Genomic DNA, 21396 nt, shown 5'->3' with positions numbered 1-21396 from the left:
ACTCAGGAACACAATGCCACCGTTGTGGTGTAATTTTTGATTTGGCGTTTTGCTATTAGTGAACAGCATTCATCCTAAAAAACTGATGTCATGAATAGAAACAGACTTTCGGCCAGTTTACAGGCAGGACTTAATAATCAAATGACCCAGGAGGCACTGGCAGCGCAGATATATTTGTCGTATGGCGCCTGGGCTGCAAGCGCAGGATACAATGGAATTGCCAATTTCCTTTTTCGCCATGCAAACGAAGAGCGTAATCATATGATGAAATTCCTGGAGTATATCCTGGAAAGGGGCGGGAAGGTTGAGATAGCTGCTATCCCACAACCACCGGCTGATCCGACCAGTGTACAGCATTGTTTTGAGCAGGTGTTTCAGCAGGAAATCAATAATACTGCCGGCATTTATAAACTAGTAAAGATGAGTTTCGATGAAGGCGACTGGGCTTCATGGAATTTCCTGCAGTGGTTTGTGAAAGAACAAACGGAAGAAGAAACCCTTGCATTGGGTTTGTTGGACAAGATTAAAGTGGCAGGTGGTGAACGGGCTACGGACGAGGCATTGTATGCGTTAGACCGTGACCTGGAGAAAGAGCCGGATGAGGCCGAACTGGCAGAAACAAAAACTGTAGAGAACCCATAACGAAAGAGCTGATCATAATGTTATAAAGCAGGGGCAACAATGTAACCCCTGCTTTATAATTTATTGTACCCTGCAGGACGACATCTTATCGTTTGCCGAAGGGTTTAATGCTGTAAAGTCGGGAGTGTCGCTGGTGCGTGTCCAGGAGCTGCCCGAAAAGTTATCATCTCCATACATAATCAATGTGCGGCCGGCGGGTATTTTAACAGAAGAGGCCCAGTCGTTGGGAACTCCCAGTGCAGCCAATTGAGACATGGTATAATTGCCAACAGGCAATACCTGGCTGACAGTGCCGCCATAACTGGTATTCTGGTAAAAAGTTACGCCGCCTGCATTTACCACATGAGGAGTAGGATGTGCCCATACCAATGGTGTTTGCCCTTTGATCATTTTTGCGGCGTCACCTACCAGCCGTAAGTAAAAGTCGGATGATACATGTACCCCATCCGCATCCAGTGTCAGGAAGTATTGATTGGTAGGAATCATCGACGCATCTTCTGCAGCTTTAGCAATAGCAGTAGCTTCATCGTATTCATCAAACATACCCACATATACACTTGGTATTCCCTGGTTCCTGATATTGGCGAATTGCTGCCATATGAAATCTCCATGTAATCTTGGGATCTGGTTGGGCGCACCGCCTTTCCAGTTGGACCATGCGAAGCCAGGAAACGCTTCGGCCTGATAATCAATTCCATTACTGTTGCAATATGCAAAATCGGCTGCAATAGTGGATACATAATTATTGGCGCCGGTAATATTGCTGAAGGTACCGGTTGCCCAGGGCATGATCATATTGCTGGCGTTATAGGCGGGTAGGTTTGCCGTTTGGGTACGCCAGTCGCGCGGTCCGCCAACAATCACATAACAACCCTGATCTTTGAACCAGTTAATTACATCTGTCCAGGAAGTAACGTTACCCGGACGGTTCGTTACACCTACACCCCATATGCAAACTACCGGTTTGCCATTTTGTTTGGCATAGGCTGGCGAGGCGGTAAGATGAAGGGTATTTACGATCACATTTGTCCAGTCGGGTTTTATTTCTGTCTGGAAATTTGTCCATCCGGAGATATCGTACATCACATAAAACTTGCGTCCGTAGGTTTGTGCGGCAGCCATTACCTTACTGGCAATCCCGTCCTTTTGCGGGGTACTTTTACCAAATCGTTGCATGGCTGCACAGTCGATACCGTATTGCTGCATCCACATGAAATGCGTATTCACGGTTTGATCGGTCCAGGACGAGAATAACTTCGCAGGCTGACCATTGCCCAGGTTGGCATAACCGGTTTGAAAAGTAGTGGTATATTCTCTTGTATCGGGCCACAGCTCGAATGTTTGATTACCTGGTGAAGGAGGGAGGCCGCCGGGAGTACTGCCCCAATGTATCCAGTTATTGGAAGGGGAGCCATCATTTTTGCAGGCAAACCATCCCTGGTAGCCAACTACCAGTTTTCCTACCACATCGCCTACCGGCGAAGCGGCCATGGTACGGATGCCGCTTTTGATATGCGGGGTGGCAGGATCATCAGGTTGTTTTAGCATGTCTTTATTGGAACAGGCTATACTGGTCAACAGGAGGCAATGGTACCCCAGCTTTTGCATAACACCGGGCAGGGTGTTGAATAAGGAAATCATTTGTTTCATGAATTTGATTTTGATGATGGTTTATAAGTGGAATTGTATAGTACAGTTTGTTCAGGATGCCGGGTAAGGCAACACGTTATACGGAATGTGGAATTTGCATCAGGATAGCCTGGATTTTTAAGAGAGGAAAATTAGCTATAGCCTGTTGGCAGGCCTAATAATATAACCGGAAAATAATGGTGCAGTAAGGTAGAATGGCAGTGGTAGCGGGGTTTACAAGAAATATATTTTTCTGCTATATAATGCTGTCAGACCCGCTTTTACGCTATTAATATATTTGTTAGCAGCTGTGTTAATTTGTTTGTTAATCGGAGTTTAATCCGTAACTTATCTATATAATAATAAATGAAACACCCAATCCCTCAATAATAATATGATACAGGATCCGGTTAAATCCCAGCCTGCAGCCACCTCCAGCGCAGCTGCGCATAACCATAATACTGCGGGCATTGCCCGGCATGCACCGAAGGAAAAACCTGCAGCCTCCGGCCCCTTTGCAGTAAATCCGGGCGAAAAATTAATTACCTCTCCCTTTCAGCTGAAGCCCGCCGGAAAAGAAATATTCACGGCAACTCAGTTGCAGGCGGTACCTTTCCGGCTGCCAGTAAATACGGCCGCGGTGGTACAGCGGATAGAAACGATCACTGAAAAACAGATACCAGTGCAAACGCATGGCAACTGTGGCCTGTTTTCAATTATTGCAGCAATGCGGGCAATGGGATTTGATGAGGCCGTGCAGCAAAAGATGACAAAAACAATGGATAAATTCACCTCCCAATCACCGGATACATTTGTAGGGGAGATTTTTAACATTGATCTTATGTTGCAACTTATTAATAGTAATCTTAAATATGAAGGTAAGCAACTACTGACTGCAAAAACTGTTAGTTTTAAATCCCATAAAGAGCTTAAAAAAATACTGCATACCTATAATGCTATTCCGCAGGTTTCTTTGCTGATAGGTTATTCAAAGCCGGATGAATATGATGAGTATTATAGAAAGAGAGGAGAGTGGATAGGTAAGCTCAACGAAGGCGGAGAAAAATTGGAAATAGCTAAAAGTGAGATGGATGTAGCATTGGAGACAAAAGTATCGCACAAGGATTTTATTCCCCAACATGCTCATTGGGGAATGATCAACGGTATGGAAGGCCCCGGAATGGTAAAGATTGCAGACACCATTGAAGAGCATTCTCCTGACGCAAAACATGGATATAACACAAATTTTCGTACTGATAAGCTCTTTAATTCAAACATGAGCCTTGCATCCGGAAAGTTTGACTGGTCAACTTTTATAGATAAAGACAACGATGAAGTTACCTATAATAAAATGACCGGCACAAAGGAAACCAAAGACCTTAAAGATAATGAGCGCTATAAAAAGATTAAGGGAGATAACATGATGGAATCAATGGATCTGAGTGGGAAACTGGTTGTAGTGGAACTTACCGCAGAGGGAAGGGAATTGCTGGCTACAAAGCCTGTTGCTACTGATAAGGACCCAAAATGATGGCGAATGCTCCTGTTAAACCAGTCCATGCAGGCTTGCGGCCTTAATGAGCGCTGCTACATTTTTTACCTGCAATTTCTGCAGCAGGTTTTTACGATGATTTTCCACAGTGAACTTGCTTAAAAAAAGCATTTCTGCAATGCGCCTGGTGGTGATACCGGAAGCAATAAGTTTTAAAATTTCCTGCTCTCTCGCGGTAAGCACCGGAGCATCATTCATATTCTTTAATCCCGGCCTGGCGATAATTTCTTTCACAGCGTTACTGAATACGATCTGGTGCTGCAGGGCATCGTGGATACCACGCACCAGCTCCTCTATAGATGCATTTTTGAGAAGGTAACCACTCGCGCCGTTTTCCAGCATTTTCATAACAGCGCTGCGTTGATCATGGTTGCTCAATGCCAGCACTATAGTATCGGGTGCTTTTGTTTTGATGTCCTTACAGAGGTCCATCCCATTCCCGTCCGGAAGGATAATATCCAGTAACACCACATGAACAGGGTTACTATTGAAAAATTGAAGAAAGTCACGGACGTTGGTAAACGTACCTGCAATTTCAAATGCTTCTTCTCCTGAAAGCACATTCACCAGTCCCTGAAGCACTACGGGATGATCGTCAAGAATGGCCAGCCTGTATTTCGGTTGTAACATACATTTCAATGTTTATGGAAGTACCTGGTTGATTGCCTTTGGAAAGGATGTCTATTTTACCATTCAGATAGGCGACCCGGGTTTTAATATTGATAAAGCCCATGCCCTGGTTTTCATGCAGAACACTTTCATTGAAACCGGTGCCATCATCTTCCACAGTAATAAAAAATCTGTTGCTCCGCTGGTTACATTGCAACAGTATATTTTTCGCATCGGCATGTTTTATTGCATTGGTTAATAATTCCTGGGCAATGCGGTAAATGATCACCTGTTCTGCCTGCGGAATATTTGGCTGGATGTCAAAGCAAAGGAAGCGGACGGTTGTTTTTTCTGATTCAAATGTATTGCAAAGATCCTTCAATGCAGCTTCCAGCCCCAGTCGTAATAACATTTCAGGCATCATATTGTGGGCAATCCTCCTTAGTTCTGCCACAGATGTATCCATCTGGCCGATAACATTGTCCAGCTCCGGCCGTTGACCGGTATTTGCGCCGCCGGCAATTTTGGAAAGATTGATCTTCGTTGACGCCAATAACCCTCCCAGGCTGTCGTGAAGATCCCGCGCTACCCGTTTGCGCTCTTCTTCCTGGCCTTGCAGCATTGCATGTGAGATCTTTATCTGTTCCTGCTGGAGGGCTGTTTTCTTTTTGTTTTTATAAAAGAAATATCCCAGTAGTAAAACTGCCAGTAAAAGTACACTTATCAAGCCCAGCGACCAGCTTAACAGGACGGTTCGCTTTAAGGCATAACTTACTTTATCATTGGATGCGTTTAATTCCACAATTTTCCGTTGATTTTCTGCATTCCTGAATTTTATTTCCAGTGCATTGATCTTTGTTGTCAGGTTGCTTTGCGCAACACTATCGCTTAAATAACTATAGCGTTTCAGCCATACGAAAGCTTCAGGAATATTTTTCAGATCTTCATAGGTGGCCATCATGCCATAGTACAATAAGAGCCGGTTAGCAGAGGTATTCATAAATGGCAGCCTGCTGTAAAGATCAAGACCTACACGGCGGGCCTGGACCAGATCTTTCTTATTATACAGCGCATAAAATTTTTGCAGCAACAGGCGTTGTTCGGGATATGCCTGATGCAGTTGCTGCGCAAGCGCAATACCTTTTTCTGCCACTGCAAGGGACTGGTCAAATTTTTCGGCAATGGTAAGCCGCATACTTTCTCCTGCATAGTAATCCAGCCACTCGCTTGCCTGTGGATAAGGCGTCAGCAGTACCCTCATACTGTCAATGTACAAAGCGGCATTAGCTGAATCGCCCGATAACGAATAGTTCTCTGATAAGGTATGATAAGCGGTGGCGAGGTAGCTGGTATTTCCTTGCTTGTTCCGTAATGTTTCAATAGCAAGTTGCAGGTATATTTTAGCTTTGGCATGCTCTCTCAGGTTTTTAAACCCATAGGAAAGATCGAGGTAATTCTTCCCCAGGTAAAGCTGGTCGCCTGACTTTTGCGCCAATGGTATTGCCTGAGTTACAAGCAGGTTCACATAGGTTTCAGGATCATCTTTGTCGAAGTGGAATACCCGTGCGTAATCGTGCCAGCACATAGAACGGAAAAGTAAAGCCTCTTTGCCAGGAAATTTCTTTAATATACTTTCTGCCTGCATGAAAAGTTTAGCGGCTGAATCGGGCGCTGTGGTGGCAAGTTGCCGCCCTTTGTAGAATACAGAAATGCCTTCCAGGAAGGGGTGTCCTTTACTGAGCCCTATTCCAAGCTGCGCATATTTTTTTGATAGCACGGAGTCTTCATCTGCCCATTCATCAGACAGGAGAAAGCTCACGCTGGCTTTGGTACTATCATTTACTGCCTGCTCAAGAATATGGGCAAGACTGTCTTTATCAAATCTTCCCGGTGCTTGTTGGGCGTTACTCCGGGTAACAGACAGCATAAGAATAAATACGAGGGTAAAAAGTTTCATAACAATTCGCAAGTTGTTACATATAACCATAATAATAAAGATACATCAGAAGAATGACTGAAAACAGCTATATACAAAATGACCATTTCACGGCATTGCTTGTCCTTGTTTTTGTAAGTAATTTTGTTCCACGTACTGATATAAAAGGTTTGAAGCGATTGTTCTGTAGCTTTTAAAGATTCATCTTATAACGCCAGGCGCTTAATTTAGTCAGCTTGCGCTGCACATAAACAAACGGGGTAGCCGAAAACCGGGTTAATTCAGAGTAGGCTAAATTACAAATCATAGCATATGTACAGAAAATTATCCATTGTAAGTATCCTGTTCGCTGCAATGCTCACATCATCCTGCTCCAAAGATAAGGATGATAATCCAACATCCGTTACACATAAGGTACAGTTTAAAGCTACGGCTACGGCTGGGGGGAATATTAGCACTGCCTCTTATGGGGTAGATGGCGACGCTCATACAGCCACCAATCTTAGTGGTACTTCATGGACCAGTCCTGAGCTTACGGCTCCAGCCGGCGCATATAATGCTAACATTGTGGTAAATGGAACCGGTACCAGTAATACTTCTACGCTAAAGGTGGGAATTTATGTAGATGATGTATTGAAGAAAGAAGAAACGGCCAGTCCGGGTACGGTATTATCTGTTCTTCTCACGTATAAATTTTAATGTGGCCAAAACTGCCTTTCATGCAATACCTGAAATATATATCCGCTGTTATTTTTCTGATGTTTTTTTCTTTTACCGGAGGTGCACAGGCAAAGTTAGAGAAGAGAATGAAAGAAGCGCTGGAGCAGCGTTATAAGGATGATAAATATTATGCGGATCTTCAAAGAGGTATTTATAATAGGGAGAACTGGAAGAATTCATGGGTGGGAGTAAGCCTGACTGATATTTACAAAAATGGGGCGCTCCTACAAAAGCTTTCCCCGATGGAAGCGGGGCCAGGTGGTGGTATATGAAAAAGTATCCAATTATTCGGGAGGTAGCTATACCCCAGGATATACCATGTATTTAAAGCAATATTTACGGCTACACTGCTGATCTTAAGTTTCTCCGGGCGCTCACAGGGTAAGTACTTTGAGGTGGTTATTGAGAAGGGAACATATGGAAATTACGGGATGGTAAAGCCACTCAATGGCCAGTATGATGCGAAGCTTTTCTATAATGGCAAAAAGCAACGGCAACTTTTGGAAGGTATCCTGGAGTACCTGAAAAACCGGCCCATTCTGAAGATTGATATGATACTCAACGGCGGCACCGTTGTGGTTTACCGCGATTTTGCCACCATCGGGAACAAGCAAAACTGTTTTGCTGATCTCACAGGGATTATCTATATGTTTGCAGTTCCCGAAGAAGGATACATTTCCATCCGCGCCGGAGGTAACTCCAAAATATATGCTTCTGTTTTCGATGCAAAATTGCGCATAAGCCCCGGAGATGATGTAGTTTCAGAACAGGATGTACCGTTTAATGAATTTAAATTTATACAGCCCACTGATGGCCGTACACAAAGCGCTGTTTCCCCGCATGGCGGCCTTTTAGGGCAGGCAACTTCACGTAAGATCAATTATAAGTTGGCTTATCCCGACAGCATCTTTGATCCGGATGGAAAGATCGTAAATGCAAATAATAAAAAGATCATTGAAACTTTCTTTGATGGGTATGTAGCAGACCTGGATCAGTTTCTGAAATCGAAGTTTAATATGAAGTAACCGGATAGTAATTATCCTCCCTAATAACAGCTATCAATCAGGAATGTTAATGCTGATGTTTTCGCAGGTTTTCTACTTATCCGGTAGAAAATCTTTTTTTCTGGGTTTTACTTGGTTTCATTCCACTGAAATCATAATATCGTTAACCACACCGCATCCTGTGGCCTGTTAATGCAGCATTTAATAATCCTAAAGGACTTTTATTTACTCATTAAAACCCATATCCCTCAAACAGGAGAAAATTGTTTGTATGGATCCTCGGTGGATCACTGGCATTTGTTAACCAATCCTGCCAGAAAAGCGACATGGAAGATGCGTTATCTACAGAAAATGCAGCGATAGGCCATGAATCAATAGGTCTTTTAATTGTTGTCCATAATTTATGGAGATATGAAACATCCGGGATCGCTATGATTGCCCGTGATCCGGCCGGAAGAATTTCAACCCCGTTAAATCATTTCTTACCAAATGGCAAGTCCTCCGTCTATTTTATTATTGTCTTTTGTAATAGAAATTAAAATCACTTAAAATGGACAGGACAATTTTTATTACAGGAACATCATCGGGATTGGGAAAAGCTACGGCAAAGTTGTTTTCAGAAAAAGGTTGGACGGTAGTTGCAACCATGAGAAATATTGAAGAGACAGAACTTGCGCAGTTGCCCAACGTACACCTTTTGGAATTAGACGTTAATAACCCGGAACAAGTTATTGAAGTGACAAGAAAAGCTGAAGAAATCAGTCCCATAGATGTATTGTTCAATAATGCGGGTTATGTTTTAGCAGGAGCATTAGAAGCTATAACAGATGAACAATTAGATCATCAGCTCAACACCAACCTGCAAGGTACAATTCGAGTCACAAGAGCTTTACTTCCCTATTTCAGAAACAGGAAGGAAGGATTAATTATTACGACAACTTCTTTGGGCGCCTATATCCCCGAGCCATTCATGGCTGTGTACAGTGCAACTAAATCTGCATTGGAAGCCTGGACAGAAGGAATGTATTATGAATTAGATCGTATAGGGATCAGGATTAAAACTATAGTCCCCAGTTTTATGAATACTAATTTTGTAGGAAATGCCAAAATTGCACTTCATCCTGCTTACCAGGAAAGCCTTGACAAAGTCATTAGCACATTTTCTAACTCAGAAGCGGGAACAAACGCAGATAATCCGGAAGATATTGCATTAATTGTTTATGAAGCTGTGACCGACGGAAAAAAACAATTGCATTACTTTGCAGGCGATGACGCAAATACAAGATATCAATCGTTGAAAAAAGACGGAATAGATGTTGTAATTGATGCAAGGAGTAAATCCATTTTTGAACAATAGGAGCTATGGAACAGTTAATTAACTATTTATTGCAATTCGGGCAACTGAATCAAAAGCAAATAGATCTGATTGAAACCCGGGCCTCAGAAAAATTATTATCTAAGAATGAATATTTTTCCGAGGCGGGGAAAATAGCCCGACAAATTGCTTTTGTTAAGGAAGGCGTTTTAATGATTTGTTATTATAATAACAAAGGAGAAGAAACTGTTCACCATTTTATATGTGAGGATCATTTTGTGGTTGATTTGGAAAGTTTCAACCACAAAATTCTTTCAATGATCTATATACGGGCTGTTACAGACTGCAAATTAATTACATTTACTTTTGAAGATTGGCACGAGCTCGCTACGACTATCATCGATTGGAATGCGATTGTCAATAAAATTACCGTCAAAACATTATTGGATAAAGTTCATATGGTGCAGCCAATGGTCATGCTGGACGCGAAAACAAAATACTTGAATTTTCTTAAAAACTTTCCGAATCTAGCCAATAGGATTCCGCTTATATATCTTGCCTCTTATTTGGGAATTACGCCGACTTCGTTAAGCAGGATAAGAAGAAATATCCGCTAAAAACTATGGGATCCTGGCGTGGGAAGAATAGTTAATCAGAACGGACAATTTGAATGGAAGGATTTAAGTAAAAGTCAGATCAGCACTTCAGGGCAATGCAATGAGATTAGCAAATGTATGTTGTAAATCTGCTGACCATAACACTCACTTTTTAAAGTTTATCTATCTGAAAAAAAACAAGGAACCCGTGCAAATACCAGATTTACGCGGGTTCCTTTGCTTAACATTATTAGCTGAATACTGTGTGATGAGCCCTATGGCTCAAAACCCGAGTCACTTTATATGTGAAAGATATTGAGCGAATAGTAAAGGGCTATATTTTCTTGCCAAAATAAATATAGAGCTCCGGGTACACTAACTTAATAGCCTTGGGATAAACGCCGCGGTTTCTCCTGCTACCTACAGATGATTTAAGCAACGGGCAAAGCCCCTCCGTCGATGAGATAATTTGCACCGGTGAGATAAGCAGCGGCAGGTGATGCTAGAAAATATACCAACGATGCAACCTCGTTTGGCTCTGCCATCCTGCCCATCGGTATACCTCCAATTTCACGCATTAAATGTTGGAAAGCCTCGTCAGGTGTCAGCCCTGTAGAGCTGGCGATTTGCTGTATGAATTTTTCCATTGGCGGTGTTTTAGTTGCTCCTGGAGATACTGTTAATACCCTTATTCCCTTCCCGGCTAGTTCATTTGCCAATGCTTTGCTATAGCTGTTCAGGGCGGCCTTGGCAACTGCATAGGCCATATTATGCTGCCACAGAGGAAGCATACCGGAAACGGAAGACATATGAATGACAACACCGCTTTTCTGCTCAAGCATTTTAGGCAACAGGGCTCTGTCCAGTCGTATAGCAGCGAGCAGATTCAATTGAAGCTCGCTCTCCCAGTGCTGATCAGTCAAAGCACTGAATCCGCCACCCGGAGTGGTAAGTCCGCCTATATTATCAACCAATATATCAATTCCTCCAAACTTTTCGTTAATGTCCTGTGCCAGCTTCGTTACCTGCCCGGCTTGCATTAGGTCCGCTGCAATAAAATGATGATCAGAATTGCTTTCTTCTGGCGGGTTTCTGGCAGTGACGATAACTTTAGCCCCTGCCTGCTGTAATCTGTCTGCAATTGCTTTCCCGATACCTTTTGTTCCTCCTGTTACTAAAGCCGTTTTGCCTGTGAGGTCCTTGTGCTCATTTTGTTTGTTTTGCATTTTGTTGTCTTTGCTGATGTGATACAATGAACTAATGAAGCAAAGGTCGTTTGCAAACAACAAAGCAGGGTAACGAAAAACAATGCAATTGTTACAAAAATCAAATACTCCTGAATTGGGTAGGGGTAAGCTGCGTATATTTTTTAAAGAAGTTATTGAAGTGTGTTTTCTCCTTGAACCCCAAAGCAAATGCAATTTCTGAAACAGCTTTATCTGTATGCTTCAATAATATCTTGGCCTCTAACAAAATCCTTTCCTGTATGATCACTGAGGTAGGCTTATGCAGCATTTCCTGGGATACCTTGTTCAGGTGGTTCACATGAATTAACAGCCGCTTGGCAAAATCGGAGGAAGAACGCAGGCGCATCGGAGCGTTACCATCTTCTATTGGGAACTGCTGTTCCAAAAGTTCAATAAACTGCCTGGCAATCTTTTCAGAAGCACTGGAAAGCCTACGCTTAGCACTTTTAATTGGTTGCGCTTTTACGGCAAGGTGTATCAGCTCATAGACTAAAACCCGCATTCTGTCGTATTTGTATGCGTAGTCAGATATCCAGTCAGTATACATGTCTTCAAAAAGTTGAGCTGCCTTATGCGCCTGCTCGTCACTAAGTTCAATGACGGGCATTCCATCTGGCTTGAATACAGAATAATCTTCCGGATTGCCGAAATGATGGAAAAAATTTGCCGTAAAAATGCAGAAATGACCCCGTTGTTCCCCGGTAATATGTTTCCAGTTGTAAGGAACGCGGGGATTGGAAAACAGCAGGGCCTGCTTTTCGATGTTAAACTTTTTGTCAGAGTAATGAACCTGGTTTCTCCCTGCTATCAGACAGATTTTGAAATATGCTCTTATGTTGTACGGAATAGGTTTCAAACCACAGCCTTCCACCGAGTCAAATTTGAATACGTTAAAATGACCTATTTCTGCTTTGAAACTATCCGGAATTGATTCGAACCGTTCTTTATAAAAATCTTCTATGGTCTGCAACTGGATCATAATATGATATTACGAAAATAAAATCATAGTAGGCAATATGCAGGATAGCAAAGCAGATGAGGTTACCAGGGAACCTTACGGTACAAAGCCTGAAACATCTGCTAAGGTATTTGAAGAGATTGAGCGAAATTTAAACTGTGCAATGTAGCTGTCGTATATTATAAATATGAATTTCTGGGGGTAATAATTTACCAGTGAATTTCCCCTGTTTCAGGATTAGTTTCTTCACTGAAAAATTTAACGGTTGGACCGTTCTGGTCAATCAATGCGTACTTTACAATCCGGCTTGCCGCGGTATCTACGGGGCCACCATTGTTAAAGGTAAAATCAGTACTGGTATATCCCGGGCAAACTGCATTTACTTTGAAGGGTGTATCACGCAGTTCGTAAGCCAAATGAACGGTATAATTTCATTAACACCGAGATTATTTAATGTAAGCATGAAAGATAAAAATTAAAAAATTTAGATGTGCAACGATAAATCAACTCATCTACGGTATAACAAAAGTCATGTTCAATTCCAAGCTTTATCCCGGAATTGAACATGGCATTAAAGAAAAAGTCTGATAGGATTAAGTAATGTATGAACAATCGTGGCAAGCTTCCTTTCCAAGCTCTTTTCTTTCCGATTCAATAAGTGCCGACGGCTTAGATATTTCTTGTTCTGCTTCAGAAGCATTCTGAGCTTTGGTAGTCAAATTTATGCTGGTTAAACAAACGAGTAATTCGATAATATTATTTATATTATTAATGTTAATAAAGAAACACATTTTTTACCTATAAATTTATTTACATCCAGAAGGTGTGCCTTTCATTATTTGATTATATTTTTATTCGCTCCCTAGGCAATCGTATGGCTACCGGGTTCAGCCATATAAACGAAAGCTTTGAGCTAAATGGGAAGAAGTCTTTGGTAAAGCTCATAGCTCGTACAAATTTCGATTGTAACTCAGCCATTCCAATTTTAAGAGAATCAGTTGCCTCATATCTTAGCATAACAGACTGGATTATACAGGTAGAATTAGTAATTCCATTTCTTTTGCAATAATTTTCCCAGTAGGATTCTAGTCCTTGCTCACCTATTTCTAATAATGACAATTTCCTTCTTATATAAGCTATGAAATCGTCATCCAATCCATCTGAGTAATACAAATTTTCAATCTGCCCTTTTGTGTTTAAGATAATAGCCACTGTGTACATATCCACAGAGTCCATGCTTGAGCTATATGGATTTACGATTGCATTGCTGATCTCCTGAACCATTTTTTCGGGAAATGATTCTTTCTTTTGTCCAAAGCTAAATAAGAAGCTGAATGAGCAAATTACAAAAAGTATGAACTTCATAATCGATTCTTTATAAAACAGTGATTGGTCTCATTAGTTACTACATTTGGTGCCCTTCTCTCCACTTTTATATTTAAGTGCAAGGTTAATCAAATCGTTAAGATTGCTCGGAAATATACTAGCAAGGGCTGACCAGTAAACTGTATCAGAGGCGCCTATCCAGATAAGTGCCTGCGCGTCGTAAGGATCTAATCCTGGAAACATTGATTGCATCATAGCAACGGTACTTTTGTAATACTTTCTCAGCATATCATTGTGATCCATTGTTCCTGTAGAATTAATAATATTATTTCTCATGGTTGTTGGGACTATGCCTATTATTCAATTAACTGCTACAAAGAATTTATCTCCTCCATTTACCATACACTTTTTCAAACAGTCTTTGAAATACACTTTTATCTTCAGTTAGTATCTCGCCAATACCCTCAAATTGAGGTTGAATAGGTATTTGTTTGGCTGCGTTAGTTTTAAGCCCATCATTTAAACTGATCTCTAACGCAAAAGTACTGTCCATAGAAACAGTGGAGCGGGAAGTCACATAGCCCCGCAGCATGCCATATTCTTCAAAGGGGTAAGCAGATAGTTTGATTAATACTTTTTGGCCAGCTCTGATCTTTCCAGCACCATTAATGCCAATAGTACCCCTTGCAAGATATTGTTGCGTACTTGGCACTATCATTAATACTCCTTCTCCAGACTGTATAAACTGGTTCTCCTTCCAATATTTAAAAAATAGTACTTTCCCCGATATGGGACTACTAAGTACGTAATTTTGCCGCCAGACAGCATAGGCTCCTTGAAATCTTCTGGAAGCATCTCGTATTCGCTGTTGTAAATTATTTTCTTCACCTTGTAGCTGAAGCTCTGTTTCAGTAATGTTTTTCTGATATTCTTTTTCTTGCAACATACTCTGTAAAATGCTACTATAATTTCCTTCTGTATTCATTTTCTGGTCCAGCAGCTTTTTTCGTGCCTCTTCAAACTCAAAACGAGAAATAACTCTGTCGGTGACAAGTGTAGAATCAATTGCATAACGATTATGTTGTATTTTTAGTTGTTCCTGTAATACTACGTCCTTTTTTTTCAGCTCTGTCGCCAATTTAGCTTGATAGGTAGCCTGCGTGAGTAAATGTCCAACTTTTGCTTTGTAGCTATTGTGCGTCATAAAAAACCTATATTGTTCAACGGCCTGGAATAGCTCTGTGTATTGTGCTTGTAATTCACCCAATTGTAGACCCGATGGAATATTAAGTTGATCAATGATACGAAACAGATATATACTGCTGTCTATGCTGGCGCGGAAGGCAGTTACTCGTTCCACATCTTCATAATGGGCAGGATTGGAAAGTACACAAATCACCTGACCTGGCGCTACTTCTTTGTTATTTTGTACTAATATCCGTTGAATAGGGGCACTACTACGGGCAATCAACTTCACTGGTGGATTAATTGAAGAAATGGTAACCTTTGAAAGTATAATATCAGGATATTTCATAAAATAAGAACCAATGAAAATACCGATTATGAGAATACCGACTAAGCTAATACCCCATCGAAAAATCCAGGCAGGCATTTCCCCCATAATTTCCTGTACTTCCTCGCTGCGGATTTCATAACCGGTATGAAATTGACCGTTCAGCGGTTCTGCTGCAGGTTTCCTGCTAATGCTATTATTTACTTCTGATGTATCAGCCATATCGTTCAAAAATAAATGAAATAATCAGGCTCCCAATTCAAGTTGGTTCTTTACCAATTCAAAATAGTTACCCTTTAATGCGGTCAGTTCTTCATGTGTGCCCGTTTCCACGATCTTTCCTTTTTCCAGCACGACAATTTGATCAGCATTCTTTACTGTACTCAAACGATGGGCTATTACCACCACCGTTTTACCTTTAAAGAAACGATCCAAATTTTCCATGATCACCTTTTCGTTGTTGGCATCAAGCGCGCTGGTAGCTTCATCGAAAAAGAGATAGTGGGGATTTTTATAGACCGCCCTGGCAATAAGCATACGCTGCTTCTGACCCGCGCTGATTCCGTTACCGGTATTGCCTACCCTAGTGTTGTACCGCAAGGGTAATTCTTCTATGAAGTCACGAATATTGGCTACCTGCACAGCATGTAGCAGTTTATGTTCATTCACCCTTTCATCGCTTATTGCAATGTTATGAGCAATGGTATCAGAAAAAATAAAGCCATCCTGCATGACGGTACCGCATTGCTGCCGCCACCAAGCCGGTGATATCTGTTGAAGATCTGTTCTGCCGATCCTTACAATGCCTGCCGTTGGAGTATAAAATTGCAACAGCAGCTTTAACAAAGTTGTTTTTCCGCTGCCGCTAGAACCCACAATAGCAGTTATCTTTCCTTCGGGTATCGCAAGGTTGATATTTTGTAGAACGTAGGGGGACTGTGGGCCTTCATATTGGAAAGACAGTTGTTGCAGTTGTATACTTCTGTTTTTGCTTTCCATAAGTGAAAGTGCATGTCGCTCTTTATTTTCCTCTTCTTCGAGTCCGTGAATTTCATTCAAACGTTCCAAGCTAATTTTGGCATCCTGTGCTGTTTGAATGAATCCCAATAATTGTTCCAGCGGACTATTCATCTGGCCGATAATGTAACTCACGGACAACATCATACCCAGAGTCATGTTGCCATTGATGACTTCCCGAGCACTCAGAAATGAAATGAGTATGTTTTTAAGTTGGTTGAAGAACATACTGCCGAGCTGTTGATACTGCCCCAAGGCCATGCCCTGGATGCTGATCTTATAAAGCTTTAACTGCACTCGTTCCCATTCCCAGCGTTTGGCCGTTTCGCTATTGTTCAGTTTAATTTCCTGCATGGCAGTGATAAGCTCAAATAATACATTTTCATTCTCGGTCATCCGCTGAAAGCGTTTGTAGTCTATATCCTGACGTTTGCCTAAAAAAAGAAGTATCCAAATAAAGGAAGTAAGGCTGAATACAAGGAATATTGTAAGGATCTTCCAACTGTAAACAGCCATTACCGCCATAAAAATGATCAGGTTTACAAAGGAGAACAAGGTTGATAACGTGGTACTACTTAGGAAAGTCTGTACTCGCTGATGATCAGAAATCCTTTGACGTAAATCACCAATTAACTTAGTATCAAAAAACTTAATGGGCAGCGTCATCAATTTAATGAGAAAATCGGAAAGGATATTGATGTTGACTCGGCTGTTCATATGTAACAGCAGCCAATTTCGGAAAAACTCGATGGCCGTGCTTCCAACAAATAGTACTAGTTGAGAAATAAGTACCAGGTAAACAAATCCAATGTTCTGATGATTGATACCATAGTCCACCAAGCTTTGCGTTAAAAATGGCACCATCAGAGTAAGTAGACTTCCTATCAATACACTTATCAATAATTGAGTAATATACTTTTTATAAGGCCGAATATAGGGTATTAAGAACCTTAATCCACGACGCTGAGAACCATCCTCTTGGTATTGCCCTAACATTTCGGTTGGTTCCAGTAACAGTGCTACACCTTGGTTGTTATGAGAAATCCAGGATTTCAAAAAGGTCTCTTTATCTACCCTGATCAGCCCATGTGCCGGGTCAGCCAGTAGCAATTTTGTATTGTTCCTCCAAATACCACGTCTCTGTGGGGGAAGCACCACAAAATGCTCCTGGTTCCAGTGTAAAATACATGGCAACGGAGCTTGCCCAGTTAATTGTTCGAAATTAATTTTAGTCGCTAATGTTCGGAATCCTATTTTCTCTGCAGCCTCACTGATGCCTAATACACTGACACCATCCCGGCTAATATAGGCTAGATTACGCAGTTGGGCCAGGAAATAACTTTTACGATAATATTTAGCTATCATACGGAGGCAGGTAGGTCCACAGTCCATTACATCATATTGTCGATAGAAAGGAAATTTCATTTTGGAAGGATTAAGCTAATTATTATTTACATAAATATTTTGAATATGGGTTATGACATATTGTTATGAAATGTATAATATTTTTTATGTGAATTATTATTTAATTATTTTTTCTAGTAAAGAAAGCTGATTTATAGTAAAAAATAATTTACTAAATTCATATTACCTTAAACAGATTTTATTATTCAAAAATCTTTCTTATGAAAAAACAATTCCAGAGTTTGGACAACTCATTATTCCAGCCCATTCAATTAAATGAAATACAGAAATTAAGAGGTGGCATATACATCTCAAAACAAAAAACCTACGAAGTGACCACTAAAAAAGGTTCTGGAGAAGATAATCAGGATTCCAATACTGTGGAAGATTGATTGTAACTCAAACTATTTAGAAAGGAACTATTTCAGCCGCTATGGTTAAATAGTTCCTTTCTTTTACCTTCCTTTCCGTTTGAAGAGTTGTTTTTAATTTAAATATTGTATGGATAACCCGAAAGCCGTTGGTTGCTTAATGTTATTTTTATTATTAAGCTTCAACCTAAACATATCAGCACAAACTGTTTATTATCTTCTCAACAGATCAGATTCTTTATACAGGGCAAAAAATTTCAAAATGGCTGCAGATATGATGGATAAAGCCATATCATTAAAAAAAGGAATTATTACCAAAGGGCAATACTACGATGCCGCCTGCTATAATGCTTTAGCCGGCCAAACCGATAAAGCTTTTCAGTATTTGAACCAATCAATTCAAAAAGGTTTTTTAGATATTGATGCATTGCAAAAAGACGCGGACCTGATTTCCTTACATGCAAAAAGCAGCAGTTGGAACCGTCTCCTGGATTACTTAAAAAAAACTATTAAGGATCAGGAGCAAAAGCTGAATTTGCCCTTGAAATCGGAACTCGAAGTGATATATAAATTGGACCAGCAATATCGGTTGCTGCTAGATTCAGTTCAAAAAAAATTTGGCGCGAATTCAGCACAACTGAAAGAGCTTTGGTTCCAGATCGATGTAACGGACAGCATTAATCTTTCAAAAGTAAAAAGAATCATCCAAAGCTATGGTTGGCCGGGTAAGGATTTAGTCGGAACAACTGCTAATAGAGCTGTATGGTTAACAATCCAACATGCGGATATTACGGAACAGAAAAAATACATACCACTTTTAGAGGCATCAGTCAAAAAAGGGCAATCAAGTCCTGACAACCTTGCTTTTTTAGTAGACAGAATAAATGTGGAAGAAGGGAAGCCGCAAATCTATGGAAGTCAATTCAAAGAAAATCCCCAAACGGGAGAAAATGAATTCCTGAAAATCGAAGATATTAAAAATGTAAATAAGCGTAGAGAGACTATGGGCTTAGAGCCTATAGAAGTTTACGCCGAAAGGTGTGGGGTCAAATATTCCCAGACTCACCCATAATTTTTAGCTATTTTTTTACATTCTACACTTAATTTATGATCGTTATTTTCAGTCGGAGTGGTGGCGATTTAACAACAGATGAAGTGATGGCATGGGTCAATTACCTGGGAGAAGAAGTATACCGGCTAAATGTGGAAGATTACGAAGGACCGAACAGTTTTTTTAAGCTCCTCTTAGATGATTCCGGAAAGTCCTTCGATATACAGCGGTTGGACGATCCCCCTTTAGCAGTAGCGGATATTTCCGTGATCTGGCTAAGAAGGGGGCATAATCTACAAAGTATCCGGGATCGACTAAAGGAGATCCATGGAAAAGATTTTTTTTATGATTTAATGCTCTTCCTTTCACAGGAAATTAGAGCAACCAATAGACTCATTCAGTATTTTGCCGGGGAGCATACCCACTGGATAGATAAACTGGAGCACAGTAATCCTTCCAAGATCTACCAGCTTCAATGCGCCAGTAGTGTTGGTTTTCATATTCCCTCAACGATCATCACGAATAACAAAAAAGATGTCATTACTTTCCAGCAAAAGCATGGGAAGATCATAACCAAGCCCGTTGTAGATTCTACGTTTTTGTTCCCGGATAGTAACAAAGGGGGATACGGACTCTATACTGCTTTAGTTGAAATGGAGACGGTAGACCATCTACCTGAAACTTTCTTTCCTTGCTTGTTTCAATCTTGTGTAGAGAAAGACGTTGAGTTGCGTATTTTCTACTTAATGGGAGAAGCGTATACGATGGCCATCTTTTCGCAATCAAATGTAGAAACACAAGTGGACTTTAGATATTATTCAGGCAAGCAGAATAGATGGGTACCCTTTAATCTACCGAAGGCAATTTTGGAAAGAATACAAAAACTAATGGAGTTATTAAATCTTACTACAGGCTCACTTGATGTGGTTAAGGCAACAAATGGGGATTATGTATTCCTGGAAGTAAATCCCTCCGGTCAATTCGGAATGGTTTCCATCCCATGTAATTATCATTTAGAAAAAAAGCTGGCACAAAAATTAATCAGTTATGAAAGAAAGAGAAAAGAAGCTATTAAGTGAGGAAGTAATACAGCAAACAGGGAAGCCATTATCTCATTTCCCTCCCTCCTTCCAATTGAGCCAACAATTGGAGCAGGAAAGTTATAGCATCCGGAGAACAGATACCTGCAGTCATTTCCACTCCGACTCATATGTTTGTTTTGAATTCTATAAGCCCCTTTCGTTAATGATAACCTTTGAGCATGAACAACATATTTAAGCTATTCGCCTGTTGCCAACCGGTAAAAGGCTATAAAAGATCTATTATTTACGATATACAACGGATAGAGTATTTTTTTATTCCCAATATCCTTTATGAAATTCTCACCGAATGTAAAGGTGAATCCATACCGGCTATTATAAACAAATACGGTGATGAAAATGTAAGCACGATAAATGAATATTTTGATTTTTTATTAAAAAATGAACTTGGATTCTGGTGTCATGAAAGTGAATTGGAATTATACCCGGATTTAGATCTTTCCTGGGATCATCCTTCTTTTATTACCAATGCAATCATTGACTTTGACGCTAACAGCAGGCATGATCTGAAAAAGATAAGCCTTGAATTATCAAAGCTCCTCTGTCTTGCTATACAATTTAGGTTTTACCACGTTCCTACGATAGATTTCTTATTAGCTTTACTCGCTGATTTCAAAAATAGTACGGCAAGACATATAGATATTATGCTGCCTTTTCATAGTTCCTATAGCCAGAAAGCGTTAGAGCAATTACACGAATCTAATTACCGATTGTCTTACGTGACGCTTTTCAATACGAAGAAGATAAGGAAAATAGAATCAAAACAAAACAATTTTAGCGTATTTCACATCAAAGACGGCATAAAATCTGAACAACATTGCGGGCAAATTAACCCCTTGCATTTCCAAAACAGTTGCAATACCTCTTTTTTTACAGAGGCCCAATCCTTCAATTCCTGTCTTAATAGAAAAATTGCAATTGATGTACAGGGCAATATAAAAAATTGTCCTTCACTGTCACAGCATTTTGGTAATATCCAAGATACCTCGCTCATTCATGTTTTTAAAAAAGAAAATGGTCTTCAACAATATTGGATGATTTCAAAAGACCAAATAAAAGTATGCAGAGATTGTGAATTCAGGTACATGTGCACCGATTGCCGTGCATATACAACAGATCCTATCGACCTCTACTCTAAACCAGTAAAATGTAAATATGACCCTTATGAAGCAGAATGGTTACCGTAAAATTATTGTTTTTCAACAGCATAGGAGAAATTCTTAAATTACAATGACACACCTCCTTGGAGGTTTACTATTAAAAAGTATATTGATTTTTTTTAATGTGGCCCCAAATTACATGACTGTTGGGTGCGGGCCAAATATGAGGGAACATATGCTGATCTAATGCCACATAGATGGAAGATGGAGCAATTGCTATAGCAAAATATGCTGTCTCTAAAAACA

20 protein-coding genes are annotated in these 21396 nt (G+C 40.5%); 11 read left to right on the top strand and 9 right to left on the bottom strand.

Annotated features, from left to right (window positions below; genetic code table 11):
• Positions 1 to 90 precede the first annotated feature (90 nt).
• On the top strand, positions 91 to 642 hold the full coding sequence (locus FN124_RS06260) for a ferritin (protein ID WP_142683888.1): 552 nt from the start codon (positions 91 to 93) through the stop codon (positions 640 to 642).
• 60 nt (positions 643 to 702) lie between these two features.
• Here FN124_RS06260 and FN124_RS06255 read toward each other — a convergent pair whose 3' ends face one another.
• Positions 703 to 2292 carry a lectin gene (locus FN124_RS06255; protein WP_142683887.1) on the bottom strand — a complete coding sequence of 530 codons (1590 nt, stop codon included), beginning with the start codon at positions 2290 to 2292 and terminating at the stop codon, positions 703 to 705.
• 373 nt (positions 2293 to 2665) lie between these two features.
• Here FN124_RS06255 and FN124_RS06250 point away from each other — a divergent pair, with 373 nt between their 5' ends.
• Positions 2666 to 3802: a hypothetical protein gene (locus FN124_RS06250; protein WP_142683886.1), complete on the top strand. Its 1137-nt coding sequence runs from the start codon at positions 2666 to 2668 to the stop codon at positions 3800 to 3802.
• A 15-nt stretch (positions 3803 to 3817) separates the two neighbouring features.
• Here FN124_RS06250 and FN124_RS06245 read toward each other — a convergent pair whose 3' ends face one another.
• Positions 3818 to 4453: a response regulator gene (locus FN124_RS06245; RefSeq protein WP_142683885.1), complete on the bottom strand. Its 636-nt coding sequence runs from the start codon at positions 4451 to 4453 to the stop codon at positions 3818 to 3820.
• Positions 4419 to 6389, bottom strand: coding sequence for a sensor histidine kinase (locus FN124_RS06240; RefSeq protein WP_185937109.1), 1971 nt, complete (start codon positions 6387 to 6389; stop codon positions 4419 to 4421). The genes FN124_RS06245 and FN124_RS06240 overlap by 35 nt, the downstream gene beginning before the upstream one ends.
• Positions 6390 to 6680: 291 nt before the next feature.
• Here FN124_RS06240 and FN124_RS06235 point away from each other — a divergent pair, with 291 nt between their 5' ends.
• The 5 genes from FN124_RS06235 to FN124_RS06215 all read left to right on the top strand — a co-directional run bounded on the left by FN124_RS06235 (position 6681) and on the right by FN124_RS06215 (position 10024).
• The gene (locus tag FN124_RS06235; protein ID WP_142683883.1) at positions 6681 to 7067 is read left to right on the top strand and encodes a hypothetical protein; all 387 of its coding nucleotides are present in this window, start codon (positions 6681 to 6683) and stop codon (positions 7065 to 7067) included.
• 20 nt (positions 7068 to 7087) lie between these two features.
• The gene (locus FN124_RS06230; RefSeq protein WP_142683882.1) at positions 7088 to 7360 is read left to right on the top strand and encodes a hypothetical protein; all 273 of its coding nucleotides are present in this window, start codon (positions 7088 to 7090) and stop codon (positions 7358 to 7360) included.
• Between the two features lie 159 nt (positions 7361 to 7519).
• Complete coding sequence (locus FN124_RS06225; RefSeq protein WP_142683881.1) at positions 7520 to 8113, top strand: hypothetical protein; 594 nt, start codon at positions 7520 to 7522, stop codon at positions 8111 to 8113.
• Between the two features lie 529 nt (positions 8114 to 8642).
• Entirely contained in the window at positions 8643 to 9449 is an 807-nt protein-coding gene (locus FN124_RS06220; RefSeq protein WP_142683880.1) for an SDR family oxidoreductase, read from the top strand.
• Positions 9450 to 9454: 5 nt separating this feature from the next.
• Positions 9455 to 10024 (top strand): Crp/Fnr family transcriptional regulator, encoded by a 570-nt coding sequence (locus tag FN124_RS06215; protein ID WP_142683879.1) that lies wholly within the window; start codon positions 9455 to 9457, stop codon positions 10022 to 10024.
• A 410-nt stretch (positions 10025 to 10434) separates the two neighbouring features.
• Here the strand turns inward: FN124_RS06215 and FN124_RS06210 are convergent, their stop codons facing one another.
• From FN124_RS06210 to FN124_RS06185, 6 genes are all read right to left on the bottom strand, one after another.
• Entirely contained in the window at positions 10435 to 11229 is a 795-nt protein-coding gene (locus FN124_RS06210; protein WP_142683878.1) for an SDR family oxidoreductase, read from the bottom strand.
• Between the two features lie 100 nt (positions 11230 to 11329).
• Positions 11330 to 12121 (bottom strand): helix-turn-helix domain-containing protein, encoded by a 792-nt coding sequence (locus FN124_RS06205; protein ID WP_221887737.1) that lies wholly within the window; start codon positions 12119 to 12121, stop codon positions 11330 to 11332.
• Between the two features lie 296 nt (positions 12122 to 12417).
• Positions 12418 to 12624, bottom strand: coding sequence for a Rossmann-fold NAD(P)-binding domain-containing protein (locus tag FN124_RS06200; protein ID WP_221887736.1), 207 nt, complete (start codon positions 12622 to 12624; stop codon positions 12418 to 12420).
• A 427-nt stretch (positions 12625 to 13051) separates the two neighbouring features.
• Entirely contained in the window at positions 13052 to 13573 is a 522-nt protein-coding gene (locus tag FN124_RS06195; RefSeq protein ID WP_142683876.1) for a hypothetical protein, read from the bottom strand.
• A 343-nt stretch (positions 13574 to 13916) separates the two neighbouring features.
• Entirely contained in the window at positions 13917 to 15269 is a 1353-nt protein-coding gene (locus tag FN124_RS06190; protein WP_142683875.1) for an HlyD family secretion protein, read from the bottom strand.
• 24 nt (positions 15270 to 15293) lie between these two features.
• Complete coding sequence (locus FN124_RS06185) at positions 15294 to 17489, bottom strand: peptidase domain-containing ABC transporter (protein WP_142683874.1); 2196 nt, start codon at positions 17487 to 17489, stop codon at positions 15294 to 15296.
• A gap of 200 nt (positions 17490 to 17689) precedes the next feature.
• Between FN124_RS06185 and FN124_RS30850 the strand changes: the two genes are divergently transcribed.
• From FN124_RS30850 to gwsS, 4 genes are all read left to right on the top strand, one after another.
• A complete protein-coding gene (locus FN124_RS30850; RefSeq protein WP_185937108.1) occupies positions 17690 to 17860 on the top strand; it encodes a hypothetical protein in 171 nt (56 codons plus the stop codon).
• A gap of 109 nt (positions 17861 to 17969) precedes the next feature.
• Positions 17970 to 18911: a DUF6624 domain-containing protein gene (locus tag FN124_RS06180; protein ID WP_142683873.1), complete on the top strand. Its 942-nt coding sequence runs from the start codon at positions 17970 to 17972 to the stop codon at positions 18909 to 18911.
• Between the two features lie 35 nt (positions 18912 to 18946).
• Positions 18947 to 19969 (top strand): grasp-with-spasm system ATP-grasp peptide maturase, encoded by a 1023-nt coding sequence (gwsG, locus tag FN124_RS06175; RefSeq protein WP_142683872.1) that lies wholly within the window; start codon positions 18947 to 18949, stop codon positions 19967 to 19969.
• Between the two features lie 182 nt (positions 19970 to 20151).
• Positions 20152 to 21177 (top strand): grasp-with-spasm system SPASM domain peptide maturase, encoded by a 1026-nt coding sequence (gwsS, locus tag FN124_RS06170; RefSeq protein ID WP_142683871.1) that lies wholly within the window; start codon positions 20152 to 20154, stop codon positions 21175 to 21177.
• Positions 21178 to 21396: the final 219 nt, after the last annotated feature.

The organism is Chitinophaga polysaccharea, from assembly GCF_902150045.1.
GTDB lineage: Bacteria > Bacteroidota > Bacteroidia > Chitinophagales > Chitinophagaceae > Chitinophaga > Chitinophaga polysaccharea_A.
The sequence above is the reverse complement of the archived record's forward strand: the minus strand, read 5'-3'. Positions and strand labels throughout refer to the sequence as shown.